Below are 19,526 nucleotides of genomic sequence, written 5' to 3'. Positions count from 1 at the left end.
CCTCTCAAACACATTATTTATTGGCAGCGAGCTCACGTTCGCGAATAATCGTTTTCATGCGGGCGATGTCTTTGCGCACTTGGCGGATGCGCGCCGTGTTTTCCAATTGACCTGTGGCCAGTTGGAAGCGAAGGTTGAACAATTCTTCCTTCAACGCTTTAATTTTTTGTTCGATCTCGGCAGTGGTCAACTCACGGATTTCTTTCGCTTTCATTACGCTTCACCACCAGTTTCTTCACGTTTTACAAATTTGCATTTGATCGGAAGTTTGTGAGAAGCGAGACGCAATGCTTCACGTGCCACTTCCTCAGAAACACCGCCCACTTCAAACATCACTTTGCCTGGTTTGACAACGGCGACCCAGCCTTCCGGCGCCCCTTTACCAGAACCCATCCGCACTTCAAGCGGTTTTGCCGTATACGGTTTGGATGGGAAAATGCGGATCCATACCTTCCCGCCCCGTCTCATGTAACGGGTCATCGCCCGACGGGCTGCTTCGATTTGCCGGTTCGTAATCCAAGCTGATTCTAATGCTTGCAACCCAAATTCACCGAAATGAACTTCCGTGCCGCCTTTCGCCCGGCCTTTCATCCGTCCGCGATGTTCACGGCGATATTTGACGCGTTTTGGCATTAACATGATTATTTTCCTCCTTCCTCAGCTTTTTTCTTGGTCGGAAGGACTTCTCCACGATAAATCCATACTTTCACGCCGATTTTTCCGTACGTCGTATCGGCTTCTGCTGTTCCATAGTCAATGTCAGCGCGCAGCGTATGGAGTGGAACCGTCCCTTCGCTGTAATGCTCCGAACGAGCGATGTCAGCCCCGCCCAAACGGCCGGATACCATCGTTTTGATCCCTTTCGCCCCAGCGCGCATCGCACGTTGGATCGCTTGTTTTTGCGCCCGGCGGAACGATACGCGGTTTTCAAGCTGACGAGCGATATTTTCAGCAACAAGACGTGCATCCAAGTCCGGTTTTTTGATTTCTACAATGTTGATATGGACGCGTTTACCGGTCAATTGCGCGAGCGCTTTGCGGAGCGCTTCCACTTCCGAACCGCCTTTCCCGATGACCATGCCCGGTTTGGCGGTATGGATCGTTACGTTGACGCGGTTGGCTGCCCGTTCAATCTCCACGCGGGAGACGGCCGCGTCTTGCAGGCGTTTGCTAATGTATTCACGGATTTTCAAGTCTTCGTGCAACAGATCTGCATAGTCTTTTTCCGCATACCATCTCGATTCCCAGTCACGAATGATGCCGATGCGCAGACCGATCGGGTTGACCTTTTGACCCACGGATTATCCCTCCTTCTTTTCTGAAACGACGATCGTAATATGGCTTGTGCGTTTGTTAATGGCGCTTGCCCGTCCCATGGCGCGCGGACGGAACCGTTTCAGCGTCGGGCCTTCGTCGACATACGCTTGAGTAATGACCAAGTTGTTGACGTCCATGTCATAGTTGTGTTCAGCGTTGGCGACTGCTGATTTCAACACTTTCTCAATGATCGGGGAAGCTGCTTTTGGTGTATGGCGCAAAATAGCGAACGCTTCGCCCACTTCTTTCCCGCGAATCAAGTCAATGACTAAGCGCGCTTTACGAGGAGCGATGCGAACGGTTCTTGCAACAGCTTTGGCTTGCATATCTAGAACCTCCTCTCATTACCGTTTCGTTTTCTTGTCATCGCCAGCATGGCCGCGGAACGTGCGCGTCGGCGCAAATTCGCCGAGTTTGTGCCCGACCATGTCTTCCGTGATGTAGACCGGAACATGTTTGCGGCCATCGTACACCGCGATCGTATGCCCAACAAACTGCGGGAAGATCGTCGAACGGCGAGACCACGTTTTGATCACTTGTTTTTGCCCTGTTGCATTCAGTTTTTCGATTTTTTTCATCAAATGCTCATCGCAAAACGGACCTTTTTTCAAGCTGCGACCCATAAGTGAACCTCCCTTCTGAATTGCGCTCGTTCATTATTTCTTGCGGCGACGGATGATGAATTTATCCGATTTGTTTTTCTTTTTGCGTGTTTTGTATCCAAGCGTCGGTTTGCCCCATGGCGTCATCGGCGATTTGCGTCCGATTGGCGCTTTCCCTTCACCACCGCCGTGCGGATGGTCAACCGGGTTCATAACCGAACCGCGAACTGTCGGGCGAATCCCCAACCAGCGGGCGCGTCCTGCTTTCCCGATGTTGACAAGTTCGTGTTGCTCGTTGCCGACTTCACCAACCGTTGCACGGCATTTGCCTAAAATCATGCGCACTTCGCCGGAAGCCAAACGAACGATGACGTATTTTCCTTCTTTCCCGAGCACTTGCGCCGACGTACCAGCTGCACGCACCAATTGTCCGCCGCGGCCCGGTTTCAGCTCAATATTGTGGACGAGCGTACCGACTGGGATGTTCTCAAGCGGAAGCGCATTGCCGATTTTAATGTCCGCATCCGGACCGGACATGATTTCCATGCCGACTTTCAAGTTTTTCGGCGCGATAATGTAGCGTTTTTCACCGTCTGCATAGTTGATGAGCGCGATATTGGCAGAACGGTTCGGATCGTATTCAATCGTAGCAACGCGTCCTGGAATTCCGTCTTTGTCGCGTTTAAAGTCGATAATCCGATATTGGCGTTTATGGCCGCCGCCTTGATGGCGCACCGTAATTTTCCCTTGATTGTTGCGGCCCGCCTTTTTCTTTAACGGAGCAAGCAGCGATTTTTCCGGCTGATCCGTCGTAATTTCCGAGAAATCAAGCACCGTCATGCCGCGACGGCCGTTCGATGTCGGTTTGTACTTCTTGATCGCCATCGGAATGTCCCTCCTTCATCGTTTATGTTACACTTCAAACAGTTCGATCTCTTTGCTGTCCGGCGTCAGCGTGACGATCGCTTTGCGGCGGCGGTTCGTATAGCCGCTGTAGCGGCCGACGCGTTTAAATTTCCCTTTATAGTTCATGATGTTCACTTTGGCTACTTTAACGCCAAAAATTTTCTCGACGGCGTCTTTCACTTCCGTCTTGTTCGCTTTGACGTCGACCTCAAACGTATATTTTTTTTGCCCGATCAAATTCATTGTATTTTCCGTGATGATGGGGCGCTTAATAATGTCGCGGGGGTCTTTCATTATGCAAGCACCTCCTCTACTTTCTCCACGGCCGCCTTCGTAATGACGAGTTTGTCATGGTTGAGCACATCGAGCACATTGATGCCGTTGGCTGCCACCACTTTGACGCCTGGAATGTTGCGCGCCGACAGATATACATTCTCATTCAGCTCGTCGGTCACAATGAGTGCTTTCCGATCCACTGAGAGATTGTTTAAAATTTTGACCATTTCCTTCGTCTTCGGTGCTTCAAGCGACAATTGATCCAATACAACGATGTCGTTTTCGAGCACTTTCGAAGACAATGCCGATTTGATCGCTAAACGGCGAACTTTTTTCGGAAGTTTGTAGCTGTAGCTGCGCGGAACTGGACCAAAGACCGTACCGCCGCCGCGCCATTGCGGAGCGCGAATCGAACCTTGACGGGCGCGTCCTGTCCCTTTTTGGCGCCATGGCTTGCGGCCGCCGCCGCTCACTTCAGCGCGGTTTTTCGTTTTATGCGTTCCTTGACGCATCGAGGCGCGTTGCATAATCACTGCTTCAAACAACACATGCTTATTCGGTTCAATCCCAAAAACGGCGTCGTTCAACTCGATTTCGCCGACCGTCTGACCGTTTTGGTTGTATAATGCTACTTTTGGCATTACGTAGTTCCTCCTTTCTTGGCCGGATGTTATTTCGCCTTCTTCGCCGCTTTCACGGCGCTTTTGACGATGACTAAGCCTTTTCTCGGACCCGGCACATTGCCTTTAATGAGCAGCAAGTTGCGCTCCGGATCCACTTTCACGATTTTCAAGTTTTGGATCGTCACGCGCTCACCGCCCATGCGGCCCGGCAAGTTTTTCGTTTTGAAAACGCGGTTTGGCGCGATGGACCCCATCGAACCCGGACGGCGATGATAACGGGAACCGTGAGCCATTGGTCCGCGTGATTGACCGTGGCGTTTGATCGCCCCTTGGAAACCTTTCCCTTTCGAAATGCCCGTGACATCGACAATTTCGCCTTCGCTGAAAATGTCAACTTTCACTTCTTGGCCAACTTCATATTCATCGATGTTGGCGCCGCGGATTTCACGAATGAAGCGCTTAGGTGCCGTGTTAGCTTTGGCAGCATGGCCAATTTGCGGTTTATTGGCGCGTTTTTCGCTAATATCTTCAAAACCTAATTGGATCGCTTCGTAACCGTCGTTTTCGATCGTTTTCTTTTGCAGGACGACATTCGGCGTCGCATGGATGACGGTTACCGGAATCAAATCGCCATTTTCCGCAAATATTTGCGTCATACCGATCTTTCTTCCTAAGATTCCTTTCGTCATGTGTCACACCTCCCAGTCGATCAAAGTTTAATTTCAATATCAACGCCCGACGGCAAATCGAGACGCATTAACGAATCAACCGTTTGCGGAGTCGGGTTGATGATGTCGATCAAACGTTTATGCGTCCGCATTTCGAATTGTTCACGGGAGTCTTTGTACTTATGAACGGCGCGCAAGATCGTATACACCGTTCTTTCCGTCGGCAGCGGGATCGGCCCCGACACTTTTGCCCCGGAACGTTTTGCGGTTTCCACAATTTTCTCCGCCGATTGGTCTAAAATTCGATGATCGTAAGCTTTTAAACGAATGCGAATTTTTTCTTTTGCCATTTGGTTTCCCTCCTTCTTCGCCTATTTTGAAAATAGACTTCTCCACGGAAATTTCCTGCACACCGCCGTGGCAAAGCGGCCGGGTGTGTCAGCAACCTTCCGCTTCATCGCAGTCAAAGACCAACATTTGATATTATACTGGTATGTAAGCAAGATTGCAAGTGATTTCTTTGCTTTTCCCACACTTCTTCTATTATACATAGCTGCCATCCCGTTTTCAACACAGCCGCCAATCTGACGGTCAAGATGGCATCAAAAAAAGGATGTCCATTGCTGGACACCCTTTTTTGCCGTGATTACTCGATGATTTCCGATACAGAGCCAGCGCCGACCGTACGGCCGCCTTCGCGGATCGAGAATTTCGTACCTTCTTCGATCGCGATCGGGGCGATCAGTTCCACCGTCATTTCAACGTTGTCGCCAGGCATAACCATTTCGACGCCTTCCGGAAGCGTGATAATGCCCGTTACGTCCGTCGTACGGAAGTAGAATTGCGGACGGTAGTTCGAGAAGAACGGAGTATGACGTCCGCCTTCTTCTTTCGTCAGGACGTATACTTGCGCTTTGAATTTCGTGTGCGGCGTGATCGAACCAGGTTTCGCCAATACTTGGCCGCGCTCGACTTCATCACGAGATACGCCGCGGAGAAGCGCACCGATGTTGTCGCCAGCTTCCGCTTGATCGAGAAGTTTGCGGAACATTTCTACACCCGTAACGGTCGTCGTTTTCGGCTCATCCGACAAACCGATGATTTCAACCGGGTCGCCAACTTTCAACGTACCGCGTTCAACACGGCCTGTTGCAACCGTACCGCGGCCCGTGATCGAGAAGACGTCCTCGATTGGCATCATGAACGGTTTGTCCACTTCACGTTGCGGCGTCGGGATGTATTCGTCAACCGCATTCATCAGTTCAATGATTTTTTCTTCCCATTGCGGGTCGCCTTCAAGCGCTTTTAATGCCGAACCTTTGATGACCGGCACTTCATCGCCTGGGAAGTCGTATTCAGAGAGAAGATCGCGAACTTCCATTTCAACAAGTTCAAGCAATTCTTCGTCGTCCACCATGTCGCATTTGTTCAAGAATACAACGATGTACGGAACACCGACTTGGCGGGAGAGAAGAATGTGTTCGCGCGTTTGCGGCATCGGACCGTCAGCCGCCGAGACAACAAGGATCGCGCCGTCCATTTGCGCCGCGCCCGTGATCATGTTTTTGACGTAGTCAGCGTGGCCCGGGCAGTCAACGTGCGCATAGTGGCGAGCATCTGTTTCATACTCGACGTGCGCCGTCGAAATCGTAATCCCGCGTTCACGCTCTTCCGGAGCAGCGTCGATTTGGTCGTACGCTTTTGCTTCGGCTTTCCCTTGTTTCGCCAAAACCGTCGTGATCGCAGCTGTCAACGTCGTTTTCCCGTGGTCAACGTGGCCGATCGTGCCAATGTTGACGTGCGGTTTCGTGCGCTCAAATTTCGCTTTAGCCATGAGAGATATCCTCCTTAAAAGTAAGATATGAATTTATATGGTTGGGTAAGTATAGGATGCTTGGGAACAAAATGTTCCCAAGTCTTACTTACATAAGTATTTATAGCGAAACTAGCAAGAGAAATCAATTATTCGCCTTTATTTTTTTTGATAATTTCATCGGCGATGTTTTTCGGAACTTCTTCATAGTGGTCAAACACCATCGAGAACGTTCCGCGTCCTTGCGTGTTCGAACGGAGCGATGTCGCATAACCGAACATTTCAGCCAACGGCACCATCGCCCGGACGACTTGGGCGTTGCCGCGCGCTTCCATCCCCTCGATGCGGCCGCGACGGGACGTGATGTCGCCCATGATGTCACCGAGGTACTCTTCAGGGATGACGACTTCGACTTTCATGATCGGTTCCAAAAGAACCGGATCGCACTTCGTCGCGGCGTTTTTCAATGCCAAGGAAGCAGCGATTTTGAATGCCATTTCGCTCGAGTCGACATCGTGGTACGATCCGTCAAACAGTTTCGCTTTAATGTCGACAACCGGATAGCCGGCTAAGACGCCGTTTTGCATCGCTTCTTCCAATCCAGCTTGGACGGCCGGCACATACTCTTTCGGAACAACCCCACCGACGATGGCGTTCTCGAATTCGAAGCCTTTGCCGCGCTCGTTCGGCGAGAATTCGATCCAAACGTGGCCGTATTGACCGCGGCCGCCGGATTGACGGATGAATTTGCCTTCGACTTGCGCCGATTTGCGGAACGTTTCGCGGTAGGCAACTTGCGGCGCCCCGACGTTCGCTTCGACTTTGAACTCGCGGCGCATCCGGTCGACGATGATGTCAAGATGCAACTCGCCCATTCCGGAGATGATCGTTTGTCCCGTTTCCGGGTCGGTGTGAGCGCGGAAAGTCGGGTCTTCTTCTTGCAATTTTTGCAGCGCTTGGCTCATTTTGTCTTGATCGGCTTTCGACTTCGGCTCGATTGCCACCGAAATGACCGGTTCTGGGAATTGCATCGACTCTAAAATGACAGGATGCTTCTCATCACATAGAGTATCACCGGTCGTCGTATCTTTTAAACCTACCGCTGCGGCAATATCACCGGCATAGACTTTCGAAATTTCTTGACGGTGGTTCGCGTGCATTTGCAACAAGCGGCCGATCCGTTCGCGCTTCCCTTTGGTCGTGTTCATCACATATGAGCCGGAATCAAGCGTTCCAGAGTAGACGCGAATAAACGTCAATTTCCCGACATACGGGTCAGTCATGATTTTAAATGCCAAAGCGGCAAACGGAGCGTCATCGCTTGCTTCACGTGTCACTTCTTCTTCGGTATCCGGAACGACGCCGCGAATCGCCGGGATGTCAACCGGAGACGGCAAGTAGTCGACAACGCCGTCAAGAAGCAGCTGAACACCTTTGTTTTTGAATGCCGAACCGCAGAAGACCGGGAAGAATTCAACGCTGATCGTCGCTTTGCGGATCGCGGCCTTCAGCTCTTCCGTCGTGATTTCTTCCCCTTCCAAATATTTCATCATTAATTCTTCGTCCAGCTCAGCGACCGCCTCAATCAGCTTGTTATGGTACTCTTCTGCCATATCGCGGTATTCTTCCGGAATGTCAATGCGCTCAATGTTTTTGCCAAGCTCATCATGGTAATGGTACGCGCACATTTCAACCAAGTCGATAATGCCGGAGAATTGATCTTCAGCGCCGATCGGCAGTTGCACCGGATGGGCATTTGCTTGCAGGCGGTCATGGAGCGTTTTCACCGAATACAAGAAATCGGCGCCGATTTTATCCATTTTGTTGACGAACACGATCCGTGGGACGCCATATGTCGTCGCTTGGCGCCAAACGGTTTCCGTTTGCGGTTCAACACCCGATTGCGCGTCTAAGACTGTGATGGCCCCGTCCAATACGCGCAACGAACGCTCAACCTCGACCGTAAAGTCGACGTGCCCCGGCGTGTCGATGATGTTGATGCGATGGCCTTTCCATTGCGCCGTTGTCGCCGCCGACGTGATCGTAATTCCGCGCTCTTGTTCTTGTTCCATCCAGTCCATCGTTGCCGCACCTTCATGCACTTCCCCGATTTTATGAACGCGGCCGGTATAGAACAAGATCCGTTCAGTCGTCGTCGTTTTCCCGGCGTCAATGTGCGCCATGATCCCTATGTTGCGAGTGTTTTCTAAGGAGAACTCTCTTGCCATAGTGGTTATTTTCTCCTTCCTTCAAATATGAAATATAAGTAGATGGCGCCGCCATCGATGGCGCAATCCCCTTGTCTTTGAAGTTGTCCCACGCGCGACCGGAAAGGCCGCAATATATAGGAAGATAGGTGAATAGGCAACCGCAGTGCCTCCTCACCTATTTCCTTTAGGCGACGCTCCTTACCAGCGGTAATGGGCAAACGCGCGGTTCGCTTCAGCCATTTTATGTGTATCTTCGCGTTTTTTCACCGCTGCACCCGTGTTGTTGGCAGCGTCCATAATTTCATTTGCCAAGCGCTCTTCCATCGTTTTTTCGTTGCGAAGACGTGCATATTGCACGAGCCAGCGCAAACCGAGAGAAACGCGGCGGTCCGGACGAACCTCGACCGGAACTTGGTAGTTCGCCCCACCAACGCGGCGAGCGCGCACTTCCAACACCGGCATAACGTTTTTCAACGCTTGCTCAAACACTTCCATTGGATCTTTACCCGTGCGCTCACGGATAATATCAAACGCGGTGTAAAGAATTTTTTGCGCTTTTGATTTTTTGCCGTCGATCATAATTTTATTGATCAAACGGGTAACAAGCTTCGAATTGTAAATTGGATCTGGCAGTACGTCACGTTTAGCAACAGGGCCTCTACGTGGCATAGTGTTTCCTCCCTTCAGGAAAACATTCTCTTCATTTCATTATTTTTTCGCTGCTTTTGGTTTTTTCGCGCCGTATTTCGAACGACCTTGCATCCGGTTCGCTACGCCTGCAGCATCCAGCGCCCCACGGATGATATGGTAGCGTACCCCCGGCAAGTCTTTGACACGTCCGCCGCGGATGAGCACAACGCTGTGTTCTTGCAAGTTATGGCCGATCCCCGGAATGTACGCCGTAACTTCAATCCCATTTGTCAAGCGGACACGGGCGTATTTCCGCAACGCCGAGTTCGGTTTTTTCGGCGTCATCGTGCCGACACGCGTGCAAACGCCGCGTTTTTGCGGAGACGACACATTCGTTTGCTCTTTTTTGAAGCTGTTATACCCTTTGTTCAACGCAGGGGATTTCGATTTAACGACTTTTTTCTCGCGTCCTTTGCGGACCAATTGGTTGATTGTAGGCATGAAAAGATCCTCCTTTCGCATGCATCGTTTAAGCCCACATATCCAGGTGGTTCATCGTTTATGCAAATAAAGGTTTTAGGGGAGAAAGGCAAAACGTTACCGAAGGATCGCCACCGCGGCCGCACCGACTTGGATTTTGCACGCCTTGCCAAGCTTTTTCATCGAATCGACTTTTGTGACCGGCACGTTTGCCTCATTGGCGGCGGCGGTCACTTTTTCGATGATCGGCAAGTCGGCATCCTCCGCCACGATCACTTCCGCTGCTTTCCCTTCCTTTAAAGCCCTTATCGTTTGTTTGGTTCCAATGACAATTTTTCCAGCCTGTAATACTTTTTCATAAGACATGTAACATATCCTCCAAAGTACCAGGTTGTTGGAACACCTTTATTAGACTACCATTTTCTTTGTCGATTGTCAACTGGATTTTTAATTAGATGATGGCCGGCCAAGGAGCGCCTTAGCCGGCCACTTGGTTCGCGTTATTTGGAAGACACCGTGTCGCCAGCCGTTTCCTTTTTGACGGCCGGCTTCACTTTCCGGTAGCGGGCCATACCGGTTCCAGCCGGGACGAGTTTGCCGATAATGACGTTTTCCTTCAAGCCAAGCAGTTCATCACGTTTTCCTTTGATGGCCGCATCCGTCAAGACGCGCGTCGTTTCTTGGAACGAAGCAGCCGACAAGAACGAATCCGTCTCAAGCGACGCTTTCGTGATGCCGAGCAACACCTGGCGGGCCGTCGCCGGCCGTTTCCCTTCGCGAAGAGCTTTGGCGTTGACATCCGTAAACTGGTGGACATCCAACAGCGTGCCCGGCAGCACATCGGTGTCGCCGGCATCGATGACGCGCACTTTGCGCAGCATTTGCCGCACCATGACCTCGATATGCTTATCGCTGATTTCCACCCCTTGCATCCGGTACACTTTTTGCACTTCACGAAGCAAGTACTCTTGAACGGATGTAATATCGCGCACGCGCAACAACTGTTTCGGGTCGACCGAGCCTTCTGTCAGCTCTTGGCCGCGTTCGACGCGCTGACCTTCTTCGACTTTCAGCCGCGCGTTGTACGGCGCTACATACGTACGCGTTTCGACCTCGCTTTGCACGACGATTTCATATTGGTTGTCGCGCGTTTCATTAATCGAAATAACCGTGCCGTCGATTTCAGAAATGACCGCTTGCCCTTTCGGGTTGCGCGCTTCAAACAGCTCTTGCACCCGCGGCAAACCTTGAGTGATATCGTCGCCGGCGACGCCGCCTGTATGGAACGTCCGCATTGTCAGCTGCGTGCCCGGCTCGCCGATCGACTGAGCGGCGATAATGCCGACGGCTTCGCCAACTTCGACGTCCATGCCGGTCGCCATGTTGCGGCCGTAACATTTTTTGCAGACGCCATGGCGCGTGTTGCAGGCGAATACGGAGCGAATCCATACTTCCGTAATGCCGGCTTTAATGATCTCATTGGCGATATCTTCGGTGATCATCTCGTCTTTGCGGACGATCACTTCGCCCGTTTCCGGATGGCGCACCGTTTTGTGCGCATAGCGGCCGACAAGCCGCTCTTCAAGCTTGACGACAACTTCCGTGCCATCCGTCAGCGCCCGCGCCAAAATGCCGCGGTCGGTGCCGCAATCTTCTTCGCGGACGATGACGTCTTGGGCCACGTCGACAAGGCGGCGCGTGAGATAGCCTGAGTCGGCCGTTTTGAGCGCCGTATCCGCCAATCCTTTTCGCGCGCCGTGCGTCGAGATAAAGTATTCCAACACCGTCAAGCCTTCGCGGAACGACGACTTGATCGGCAGCTCAATGATCCGGCCGGCCGGGTTGGCCATCAAACCGCGCATCCCCGCAAGCTGCGTAAAGTTCGACGCGTTCCCGCGCGCTCCGGAATCGCTCATCATAAAGATCGGGTTGCGTTTATCAAGCGACTTCATCAACCGGTCTTGAATTTTGTCTTTCGCCGCGCTCCAGATGGAGATGACGCGCTCGTACCGCTCTTCGTCGGTAATCAACCCGCGGCGGAACTGCTTCAAAACCGTATCAACTTTCGCTTGCGCTTCATCCAAAATTTCTTGTTTTTCCGGCAGGACGACGATATCGGCCACGCCGATCGTGATGCCGGCCTTCGTCGAATATTGGAAGCCAAGGTCTTTCATGCGGTCGAGCATCTTCGATGTTTCGGTGATTTTGAACCGTTTGAACACTTCAGCGATAATTTGCCCGAGCACTTTTTTCTTAAACGGCGGCACGAGTTCGCGCTTGCGAATTTCTTCGCGCACGTTGACCCCTTTGTCAAGGAAGTACTTGTCCGGCGTCCGCCCTTCAATGTTTTCCGTCGTCGGCTCGTTGATGTACGGGAACGAATTCGGCAAAATTTCGTTGAAAATGAGCTTGCCGACGGTCGTTAAGAGCAACTTGTTGTTTTGCTCTTCGGTAAACGTTTCGTTTTTCAGCGAACCGGCATGAATGGCAATGCGCGAATGGAGATGGACGTAGCCGTTATGGTAAGCAAGCAGCGCCTCGTCCGTGTCTTTGAACACCATGCCTTCGCCGATGGCTCCCTCGCGCTCCATCGTCAAGTAGTAGTTGCCCAACACCATGTCTTGTGATGGTGTCACGACCGGCTTCCCATCTTTCGGGTTCAAAATGTTTTGCGCCGCCAACATCAACAAGCGCGCTTCGGCTTGCGCCTCAGCTGACAGCGGCACGTGCACCGCCATTTGGTCGCCGTCAAAGTCAGCGTTGTACGCCGTGCAAACAAGCGGATGAAGACGGATCGCCCGCCCTTCCACAAGCGTTGGTTCAAACGCCTGAATGCCGAGACGGTGCAGCGTCGGGGCGCGGTTTAACAGCACCGGATGTTCTTTAATGACATCTTCCAGCACATCCCATACTTCCGGATGGACGCGCTCGATTTTCCGTTTCGCGCTTTTAATGTTGTGCGCCAAGCCCCGCTCGACAAGCTCCTTCATAACAAACGGCTTGAACAACTCTAGCGCCATTTCTTTCGGCAAGCCGCATTGATACATTTTCAAGTTCGGGCCGACGACGATGACGGAACGGCCGGAATAGTCCACGCGCTTGCCGAGCAAGTTTTGCCGGAAGCGGCCTTGCTTCCCTTTCAGCATATGAGAAAGCGATTTTAACGGACGGTTCCCCGGACCGGTCACCGGACGGCCGCGGCGGCCGTTATCGATCAAAGCATCAACCGCCTCTTGCAGCATTCGCTTCTCATTTTGGACGATAATGTTCGGCGCACCGAGATCAAGCAGCCGTTTCAGCCGGTTGTTGCGGTTGATGACGCGGCGGTACAAATCGTTCAAATCCGATGTTGCAAACCGCCCGCCGTCAAGCTGAACCATCGGGCGCAACTCCGGTGGAATGACCGGCAGTACATCAAGCACCATCCATGCCGGATCGTTCCCTGAACTGCGGAACGCTTCAAGCACTTCAAGCCGCTTAATGATGCGGGCGCGCCGTTGCCCTTGCGCTGTTTTCAGCTCTTCTTTCAGCGCGGCCACCTCTTTATCCAAATCAATGTCTTGGAGCAGCTTTTTGATCGCCTCCGCCCCCATCGACGCTTGGAACGATTGACCGTACTTCTCGCGATAGGCGCGGTATTCCTTTTCCGACAACAGCTGCTTTTTCTCAAGCGGCGTATCACCCGGGTCGGTGACGACATAGGATGCAAAATAAATGACCTCTTCGAGCGCCCGCGGCGACATGTCAAGAACCAATCCCATCCGGCTCGGGATGCCTTTGAAATACCAGATGTGCGAAACCGGGGCGGCGAGCTCAATATGGCCCATCCGTTCGCGGCGGACTTTCGAGCGCGTCACTTCGACGCCGCAGCGGTCGCAGACGACGCCTTTGTAGCGAACGCGTTTATATTTGCCGCAATGGCATTCCCAGTCTTTCGTCGGACCGAAAATGCGCTCGCAAAACAAGCCGTCTTTTTCCGGCTTTAACGTCCGATAGTTGATTGTCTCCGGCTTTTTGACTTCGCCATACGACCAAGAACGAATTTTCTCCGGGGAAGCGAGCCCAATTTTCATGTACTCAAACTTATTGACATCTAGCAAGGGGTATACCTCCCTTTTTGATCCGTCGGTTTTCCGTTCGCTCAAGCGGCCAATGGCGGGGAACAACTCCCCGCCTGGCCGTTATGGCCGGTTTATTCTTTCGTCACCGCATCTTTCTCTTCGCCGGCTTCTTCCCGTTCGGCCGGTTTGACGTCCACCATGATGGCATCCGGTGCATGGTCATCATCATCATCAAAGTTTTCCATGTTCACTTCTTGTTCATCGCTCGTCAAAATCGTGACGTCCATGCCCAAGCTTTGCAACTCTTTGATCAACACTTTAAACGACTCCGGCACACCCGGCTCCGGAATGTTTTCCCCTTTGACGATCGCCTCGTACGTTTTGACACGGCCGACGACATCGTCGGACTTGACGGTCAAAATTTCTTGCAGCGTGTATGCCGCCCCATACGCCTCAAGCGCCCATACTTCCATCTCACCAAAGCGCTGGCCGCCGAACTGCGCCTTGCCGCCGAGCGGCTGTTGAGTGACGAGTGAGTACGGGCCGGTGGAACGGGCATGAAGCTTGTCGTCGACCATGTGGGCGAGCTTGATCATGTACATGATCCCAACCGACACGCGGTTATCAAACGGTTCACCCGTCCGTCCGTCATACAGCACCGTTTTTGCATCGCGCGCTAGACCTGCCTCTTCGAGGATGTTCCAAACGTCTTCCTCCGTCGCCCCGTCAAAGACCGGGGAGGCGATGTGCAGGCCGAGTTTTTTCGCCGCCATGCCAAGGTGCAGCTCAAATACTTGCCCGATGTTCATCCGCGACGGAACGCCGAGTGGGTTTAACATGATGTCAATCGGCGTGCCATCCGGCAAGAAGGGCATATCTTCCTCCGGCAAAATGCGGGAAATAACCCCTTTGTTTCCGTGGCGGCCTGCCATTTTGTCGCCCTCGGAAATTTTCCGCTTTTGCACAATATAGACGCGCACCAGTTGATTGACACCCGGCGGAAGCTCGTCGCCGTCTTCGCGGTTGAACACTTTCACGTCAAGGACGATGCCGCCGCCGCCGTGCGGGACGCGCAACGACGTATCACGCACCTCGCGCGCTTTTTCGCCGAAGATCGCGTGCAAAAGCCGCTCTTCCGCCGTCAGCTCGGTCATTCCTTTTGGCGTCACTTTGCCGACGAGCAAGTCGCCGTCTTTGACTTCTGCGCCGATGCGGACGATGCCGCGTTCATCCAAGTTTTTCAGCGCATCCTCGCCGACGTTTGGAATGTCGCGCGTAATTTCTTCCGGACCGAGTTTCGTATCGCGCGATTCGGCTTCATACTCTTCAATATGAATTGATGTATACACGTCTTCTTTGACGAGCCGTTCGCTCATGATGATCGCGTCTTCGTAGTTGTAACCGTCCCATGTCATAAAAGCGACAAGCACATTGCGGCCAAGCGCCAATTCGCCCTTATCCATCGACGGGCCATCGGCCAAAATTTCGCCCTTCTCAACGATATCGCCTTTTTTCACGATCGGCCGCTGGTTGTAGCACGTGCCTTGGTTCGAACGAACGAATTTCAGCAACCGATATTTATCTAGATCACCCTTGACTTCTTTGCCGTCCACTTCAATCAGCCGACGCACCCAAATTTCCTTTGCTTCGACGCGCTCGACGATGCCGCGGTGCTTGCAAATGACCGCTGCGCCCGAGTCTTTCGCCGAAACATACTCCATCCCCGTGCCAACGATCGGCGCTTCCGGTTCCAACAGCGGCACGGCTTGCCGCTGCATGTTCGCTCCCATCAGCGCGCGGTTCGAGTCGTCGTTTTCCAAAAATGGGATGCACGCCGTCGCTGCCGAGACGACTTGCTTCGGCGAAACGTCCATGTAGTCGACGCGATCGCGCTTGACGACGATGTTCTCGCCGCGGAAACGGGCGACAACGTTTTCTTCAAGGAACGTGCCGTCCTCCGCAAGCGGTACGTTCGCCTGCGCTACAACGTAATTGTCCTCTTCATCGGCTGTCAAATAATCGATTTGGTCCGTCACCCGCCCTGTTTCCGGATCGACGCGCCGGTATGGCGTTTCAATAAAGCCGAACTTGTTCACTTTCGCGTAAGTGGACAGCGAGTTGATGAGTCCGATGTTCGGACCTTCCGGCGTTTCAATCGGACACATCCGCCCGTAGTGCGAATAGTGAACGTCGCGCACCTCAAACCCAGCGCGCTCACGTGTCAATCCGCCAGGGCCAAGCGCGGACAGACGCCGCTTGTGCGTCAGTTCGGCCAATGGGTTCGTTTGATCCATGAACTGTGACAGCTGCGAGCTGCCGAAAAACTCTTTGATCGCCGCGATCACTGGGCGGATGTTGATCAGCTGCTGCGGCGTAATCGTGTTCGTATCTTGGATCGACATGCGCTCGCGCACGACGCGCTCCATGCGCGACAGGCCGATGCGGAATTGGTTTTGCAATAGTTCGCCGACCGAACGGAGACGGCGGTTGCCTAAATGGTCGATGTCATCCGTATCGCCGACGCCGTGGAGCAAGTTGAAGAAATAGCTGATCGACGCAATGATGTCAGCCGGTGTAATATGTTTGACATCCTCGGCGATGAAGCCGTTGCCGATGACGTTGATCACTTTTTCGCCATCCGGGTCATTCGGGGCATAAATTTTGATCGTTTGCACCGAAATGTCCCCGTCCACCACCCCTTCGGCCGGGCGGTATGTCTGTAAGCCGACCCCTTTTTCCAAATACGGGAGCAGGCGATTCAGCGTTCGGCGGTCGATCATCGCTCCAGCTTCGGCGATGACTTCCTTGGTTTCGGGATCAATGATCGTTTCCGCGAGCCGCTGATTGAACAGGCGGTTTTTAATATGAAGTTTTTTATTGATTTTATAACGGCCTACGCTCGCCAAGTCATAGCGCTTCGGATCAAAAAAGCGCGACGCCAGCAAATTTTTCGCATTCTCAAGCGTCGGCGGCTCTCCCGGACGAAGACGCTCGTAAATTTCAATCAACGCTTTTTCCGTGCTGTCGGTATTATCTTTTTCAAGCGTATTGCGCAAGTATTCGTTGTCGCCGAGCAGATCGATGATTTCTTGGTCGGAGCTGAACCCAAGCGCACGGAGAAGCACCGTAACGGGCAGTTTACGGGTGCGGTCGATGCGAACGTAAACGACGTCTTTCGCATCGGTTTCATATTCAAGCCATGCGCCGCGGTTCGGAATCACTGTCGCCGAGTAGCCGCGTTTGCCGTTTTTATCAACTTTGTCGCTGTAATAGACGCTTGGCGAACGGACGAGCTGGGAAACAATGACGCGTTCCGCCCCATTGATAATAAACGTTCCGGTTTCCGTCATGAGCGGAAAATCGCCCATAAACACGTCTTGTTCTTTCACTTCGCCCGTTTCTTTATTAATCAAGCGAACTTTGACGCGAAGCGGCGCCGCATATGTAACGTCGCGTTCTTTCGCCTCTTCGACCGTATATTTCGGTTCTCCTAAACTATAGTCGATAAATTCAAGCGAGAGATTGCCGGAAAAGTCTTCAATCGGGGAAATTTCCCTAAACATTTCCCGCAGCCCTTCATCGAGAAACCATTGGTAGGAGGACGTTTGAATTTCGATCAAGTTCGGCAATTCCAGCACTTCGCTGATGCGTGCATAGCTTCTGCGTTGGCGGTGTCGCCCGTATTGAACTAGTCGGCCTGTCAAGAGTGATTCACCCCTCAAATGTAGACATTAGTGAAAACCGGAACCGGAACAGCTCCATCATCCGCTCTGCTCAGCAATCAATGCCTTCAAGGCGGACTGGCCGCTCCGTCATTCCGGGGCAAAGCACTAGGCATGCATGCGGCCGGCCCCCGCCATCCGGGCGGAAACGGCTTCGTTGCGTGCACCGCCGTTTCATTTAGGGGATTTAACACGCTCCCGGCGCGAGGAAACCAGGCGTTGAGTTGAATGGAGAAAAAAAGAAAATGGTTTCTATTCCAATAGAAAACCATATGGTTCGTTGTTTATTGATTTTATCATTGTTTCCATTGCGTCCAAAATTATACGTCATCCCCTCTGCACGGGAAATGTGCATATTTAGCATTTTATAATGCTACCACAATAAAAAAACGGTGTCAACATTTTTTCGCCTTTATGATATAATATCCTTTTTTCTTCGCGACGACTTCTACAGCAGGAAAGCATTCGTTCAGCTTTTGCAAGGCCGATGGGGCGCCTTGCTTTTTTTGAATGACGACCCATAGCTCGCCATGATCGAGCAGATGATCGCGGCTTTGTTCAAAAATCGCGTAAACGACCCGTTTGCCAGCCCGGATCGGCGGATTGGTGACGACCGCTGCAAATCGCTGTTCTCCGACTTCCGAAAAAAGATCGCTTTTGTAAATCACCGCATTGTCAATCCCGTTTGCCTGCTTGTTTTCCTGCGCCAGTTCGAGCGCCCGCTCGTTGACATCAATCATGTGAACGCGCCGGTTTGGAAACGATTTGGCCAAGGCAAGCCCGATCGGCCCATATCCGCAGCCGACATCCAACAAATCCCCAGCCACTCCCGGCTCCTCGAACGTTTCAATTAACAGGCGTGTGCCAAAGTCGACTTCGCGCTTTGAAAACACTCCGCTGTCGGTCGTAAAGCGGAATTCATGCCCCCGCAACACGTACGTCCACGTTTGCGGGTTTCGCTCCGACGTCGGATTGACTGAGTAATAATGCTCGCTCATCATCATCCCCTCCTCCTTGTCGACAGGCTGCACTGCCTTCCGTTATATAGTGTAACAAAAAAGAGGCCGTCCCTTGCTTCGGGCAAGCCTCTTTTTTCAATGGCGCAGCCATTACTTGATTTCGACTTTCGCGCCAGCTTCTTCGAGTTTTGCTTTGATTTCTTCTGCTTCTTCTTTCGCAATGCCTTCTTTGATCGGCTTCGGGGTGTTGTCGACCAAGTCTTTCGCTTCTTTCAGGCCGAGGCCAGTGATTTCGCGAACGACTTTGATGACTTTGATTTTTTGCGCGCCGGCGTCGGCAAGAATGACGTCGAATTCCGTTTTTTCTGCCGCTGCTTCAGCGCCAGCTGCTGCGCCGCCCGCGACAACAACCGGAGCCGCAGCTGTTACGCCGAATTCTTCCTCGATCGCTTTCACCAATTCGTTTAATTCCAATACGGTCATATTTTTCACTGCTTCAATGATTTGTTCTTTCGTCATCACAACTTCCTCCTTTGTTTTCTGAATGATTGTTAAGCACATATCGATGCGCCATTACGCGCCTTGTTCCTCTTGCTTGTCAGCCACCGCTTTAATCGCAAGCGCAAAGTTGCGGATCGGGGCTTGAAGAACGCTAAGCAACATCGAAAGCAACCCTTCGCGGGACGGGAGTTTCGCCAACGCATCGATTTCTTCTTTGCTGGCGATGTTCCCTTCGATGACGCCGCCTTTGATTTCCAATGCTTCATGCGTTTTCGCAAACTCGCTTAAAATTTTTGCCGGCGCCACGACATCTTCATTGCTGAAGGCGATGGCATTTGGACCGGTGAACACTTCATCCAGTCCTTCCAAGCCGACTTCCGCGAGCGCCCGGCGGGTCAAGGTGTTTTTGTACACTTTAAACTCGACGCCTGCCTCGCGCAGCTGTTTGCGCAACTCGGTCATTTCCGCCACGTTCAAGCCGCGGTAATCAACGATGACGGTTGCCTTGCTGGCCCGGAATTTGTCTGCGATTTCCGCGACCACTTGTTTTTTCAGTTCAATCGCGCTCGACACGTCCTGCACCTCCTGTAAGGAAAATGAGAGAATACCACTTATACCGTCTGCTCAATAAAAAACCTCCATGCCGCGTAGACATGGAGGTGTCGTTCAACGCACCGCCGCTCGTCCCCGACGCAGGGCGCGCTGTTCTATCGTCCACATACCTCGGTAGGAAATTAAGCCTCAAACAGGCACCTACT

20 protein-coding genes and 1 other annotated feature (1 of these 21 cut by a window edge) are annotated in these 19,526 nt (G+C 52.4%); all 20 genes read right to left on the bottom strand.

The genetic code is table 11. The features are described 5' to 3' along the window. Nucleotides 1-13: 13 nt before the first annotated feature. The 20 genes from rpmC to rplJ all read right to left on the bottom strand — a co-directional run bounded on the left by rpmC (nt 14) and on the right by rplJ (nt 19,341). Complete coding sequence (gene rpmC / locus T260_RS135865) at nt 14-214, bottom strand: 50S ribosomal protein L29 (protein WP_011229628.1); 201 nt, start codon at nt 212-214, stop codon at nt 14-16. Further along, entirely contained in the window at nt 214-639 is a 426-nt protein-coding gene (gene rplP, locus T260_RS135870; RefSeq protein WP_011229627.1) for a 50S ribosomal protein L16, read from the bottom strand. Before rplP ends, rpmC begins: the two co-directional genes overlap by 1 nt. Before the next feature lie 2 nt (nt 640-641). Next, nucleotides 642-1,298 (bottom strand): 30S ribosomal protein S3, encoded by a 657-nt coding sequence (rpsC, locus tag T260_RS135875; protein WP_011229626.1) that lies wholly within the window; start codon nt 1,296-1,298, stop codon nt 642-644. A 3-nt stretch (nt 1,299-1,301) separates the two neighbouring features. Then, nucleotides 1,302-1,643, bottom strand: a complete 342-nt coding sequence (gene rplV, locus T260_RS135880) for a 50S ribosomal protein L22 (RefSeq protein ID WP_011229625.1) — start codon at nt 1,641-1,643, stop codon at nt 1,302-1,304. An 18-nt stretch (nt 1,644-1,661) separates the two neighbouring features. After that, complete coding sequence (rpsS, locus tag T260_RS135885; protein ID WP_011229624.1) at nt 1,662-1,940, bottom strand: 30S ribosomal protein S19; 279 nt, start codon at nt 1,938-1,940, stop codon at nt 1,662-1,664. Nucleotides 1,941-1,973: 33 nt separating this feature from the next. After that, the gene (gene rplB, locus T260_RS135890; protein WP_011229623.1) at nt 1,974-2,804 is read right to left on the bottom strand and encodes a 50S ribosomal protein L2; all 831 of its coding nucleotides are present in this window, start codon (nt 2,802-2,804) and stop codon (nt 1,974-1,976) included. A gap of 27 nt (nt 2,805-2,831) precedes the next feature. Next, nucleotides 2,832-3,119 (bottom strand): 50S ribosomal protein L23, encoded by a 288-nt coding sequence (gene rplW, locus T260_RS135895; RefSeq protein ID WP_011229622.1) that lies wholly within the window; start codon nt 3,117-3,119, stop codon nt 2,832-2,834. Further along, a complete protein-coding gene (gene rplD, locus T260_RS135900; RefSeq protein ID WP_011229621.1) occupies nt 3,119-3,742 on the bottom strand; it encodes a 50S ribosomal protein L4 in 624 nt (207 codons plus the stop codon). The genes rplW and rplD overlap by 1 nt, the downstream gene beginning before the upstream one ends. A gap of 29 nt (nt 3,743-3,771) precedes the next feature. Next, complete coding sequence (gene rplC, locus T260_RS135905; RefSeq protein ID WP_011229620.1) at nt 3,772-4,413, bottom strand: 50S ribosomal protein L3; 642 nt, start codon at nt 4,411-4,413, stop codon at nt 3,772-3,774. Nucleotides 4,414-4,433: 20 nt separating this feature from the next. Next, entirely contained in the window at nt 4,434-4,742 is a 309-nt protein-coding gene (rpsJ, locus tag T260_RS0119550) for a 30S ribosomal protein S10 (RefSeq protein ID WP_008881945.1), read from the bottom strand. A 296-nt stretch (nt 4,743-5,038) separates the two neighbouring features. Beyond that, entirely contained in the window at nt 5,039-6,226 is a 1,188-nt protein-coding gene (gene tuf / locus T260_RS135910; RefSeq protein WP_011229619.1) for an elongation factor Tu, read from the bottom strand. A gap of 128 nt (nt 6,227-6,354) precedes the next feature. Next, nucleotides 6,355-8,433 carry an elongation factor G gene (fusA, locus tag T260_RS135915; protein ID WP_021322059.1) on the bottom strand — a complete coding sequence of 693 codons (2,079 nt, stop codon included), beginning with the start codon at nt 8,431-8,433 and terminating at the stop codon, nt 6,355-6,357. A gap of 180 nt (nt 8,434-8,613) precedes the next feature. Then, nucleotides 8,614-9,084, bottom strand: a complete 471-nt coding sequence (gene rpsG, locus T260_RS135920) for a 30S ribosomal protein S7 (RefSeq protein WP_011229617.1) — start codon at nt 9,082-9,084, stop codon at nt 8,614-8,616. A 39-nt stretch (nt 9,085-9,123) separates the two neighbouring features. Further along, on the bottom strand, nt 9,124-9,546 hold the full coding sequence (gene rpsL / locus T260_RS135925) for a 30S ribosomal protein S12 (protein ID WP_011229616.1): 423 nt from the start codon (nt 9,544-9,546) through the stop codon (nt 9,124-9,126). 96 nt (nt 9,547-9,642) lie between these two features. Then, complete coding sequence (locus tag T260_RS135930) at nt 9,643-9,891, bottom strand: 50S ribosomal protein L7ae-like protein (RefSeq protein WP_011229615.1); 249 nt, start codon at nt 9,889-9,891, stop codon at nt 9,643-9,645. Between the two features lie 134 nt (nt 9,892-10,025). Continuing rightward, nucleotides 10,026-13,625: a DNA-directed RNA polymerase subunit beta' gene (gene rpoC / locus T260_RS135935; protein WP_012820486.1), complete on the bottom strand. Its 3,600-nt coding sequence runs from the start codon at nt 13,623-13,625 to the stop codon at nt 10,026-10,028. A 92-nt stretch (nt 13,626-13,717) separates the two neighbouring features. Then, nucleotides 13,718-17,290, bottom strand: a complete 3,573-nt coding sequence (rpoB, locus tag T260_RS135940; protein WP_011229613.1) for a DNA-directed RNA polymerase subunit beta — start codon at nt 17,288-17,290, stop codon at nt 13,718-13,720. A 413-nt stretch (nt 17,291-17,703) separates the two neighbouring features. Then, complete coding sequence (locus T260_RS0119545; RefSeq protein WP_025039126.1) at nt 17,704-18,306, bottom strand: class I SAM-dependent methyltransferase; 603 nt, start codon at nt 18,304-18,306, stop codon at nt 17,704-17,706. 111 nt (nt 18,307-18,417) lie between these two features. Next, a complete protein-coding gene (rplL, locus tag T260_RS135945; RefSeq protein ID WP_012820484.1) occupies nt 18,418-18,786 on the bottom strand; it encodes a 50S ribosomal protein L7/L12 in 369 nt (122 codons plus the stop codon). Nucleotides 18,787-18,840: 54 nt separating this feature from the next. Beyond that, nucleotides 18,841-19,341 carry a 50S ribosomal protein L10 gene (rplJ, locus tag T260_RS135950; protein WP_011229610.1) on the bottom strand — a complete coding sequence of 167 codons (501 nt, stop codon included), beginning with the start codon at nt 19,339-19,341 and terminating at the stop codon, nt 18,841-18,843. 47 nt (nt 19,342-19,388) lie between these two features. Continuing rightward, nucleotides 19,389-19,526: a sequence feature (ribosomal protein L10 leader region), on the bottom strand (it continues 26 nt past the right edge of the window).

Source organism: Geobacillus thermopakistaniensis, from assembly GCF_000498995.1.
Lineage (GTDB): Bacteria > Bacillota > Bacilli > Bacillales > Anoxybacillaceae > Geobacillus > Geobacillus thermoleovorans.
The sequence above is the reverse complement of the archived record's forward strand: the minus strand, read 5'-3'. Positions and strand labels throughout refer to the sequence as shown.

Excerpts from the sequence above, each read along its gene's own strand:
- rpmC (WP_011229628.1), bottom strand. The coding sequence starts at position 214 with ATGAAAGCGAAAGAAATCCGTGAGTTGACCACTGCCGAGATCGAACAA.
- rplP (WP_011229627.1), bottom strand. The coding sequence starts at position 639 with ATGTTAATGCCAAAACGCGTCAAATATCGCCGTGAACATCGCGGACGG.
- rplV (WP_011229625.1), bottom strand. The coding sequence starts at position 1,643 with ATGCAAGCCAAAGCTGTTGCAAGAACCGTTCGCATCGCTCCTCGTAAA.
- rpsS (WP_011229624.1), bottom strand. The coding sequence starts at position 1,940 with ATGGGTCGCAGCTTGAAAAAAGGTCCGTTTTGCGATGAGCATTTGATG.
- rplB (WP_011229623.1), bottom strand. The coding sequence starts at position 2,804 with ATGGCGATCAAGAAGTACAAACCGACATCGAACGGCCGTCGCGGCATG.
- rplW (WP_011229622.1), bottom strand. The coding sequence starts at position 3,119 with ATGAAAGACCCCCGCGACATTATTAAGCGCCCCATCATCACGGAAAAT.
- rplD (WP_011229621.1), bottom strand. The coding sequence starts at position 3,742 with ATGCCAAAAGTAGCATTATACAACCAAAACGGTCAGACGGTCGGCGAA.
- rplC (WP_011229620.1), bottom strand. The coding sequence starts at position 4,413 with ATGACGAAAGGAATCTTAGGAAGAAAGATCGGTATGACGCAAATATTT.
- rpsJ (WP_008881945.1), bottom strand. The coding sequence starts at position 4,742 with ATGGCAAAAGAAAAAATTCGCATTCGTTTAAAAGCTTACGATCATCGA.
- tuf (WP_011229619.1), bottom strand. The coding sequence starts at position 6,226 with ATGGCTAAAGCGAAATTTGAGCGCACGAAACCGCACGTCAACATTGGC.
- fusA (WP_021322059.1), bottom strand. The coding sequence starts at position 8,433 with ATGGCAAGAGAGTTCTCCTTAGAAAACACTCGCAACATAGGGATCATG.
- rpsG (WP_011229617.1), bottom strand. The coding sequence starts at position 9,084 with ATGCCACGTAGAGGCCCTGTTGCTAAACGTGACGTACTGCCAGATCCA.
- rpsL (WP_011229616.1), bottom strand. The coding sequence starts at position 9,546 with ATGCCTACAATCAACCAATTGGTCCGCAAAGGACGCGAGAAAAAAGTC.
- T260_RS135930 (WP_011229615.1), bottom strand. The coding sequence starts at position 9,891 with ATGTCTTATGAAAAAGTATTACAGGCTGGAAAAATTGTCATTGGAACC.
- T260_RS0119545 (WP_025039126.1), bottom strand. The coding sequence starts at position 18,306 with ATGAGCGAGCATTATTACTCAGTCAATCCGACGTCGGAGCGAAACCCG.
- rplL (WP_012820484.1), bottom strand. The coding sequence starts at position 18,786 with ATGACGAAAGAACAAATCATTGAAGCAGTGAAAAATATGACCGTATTG.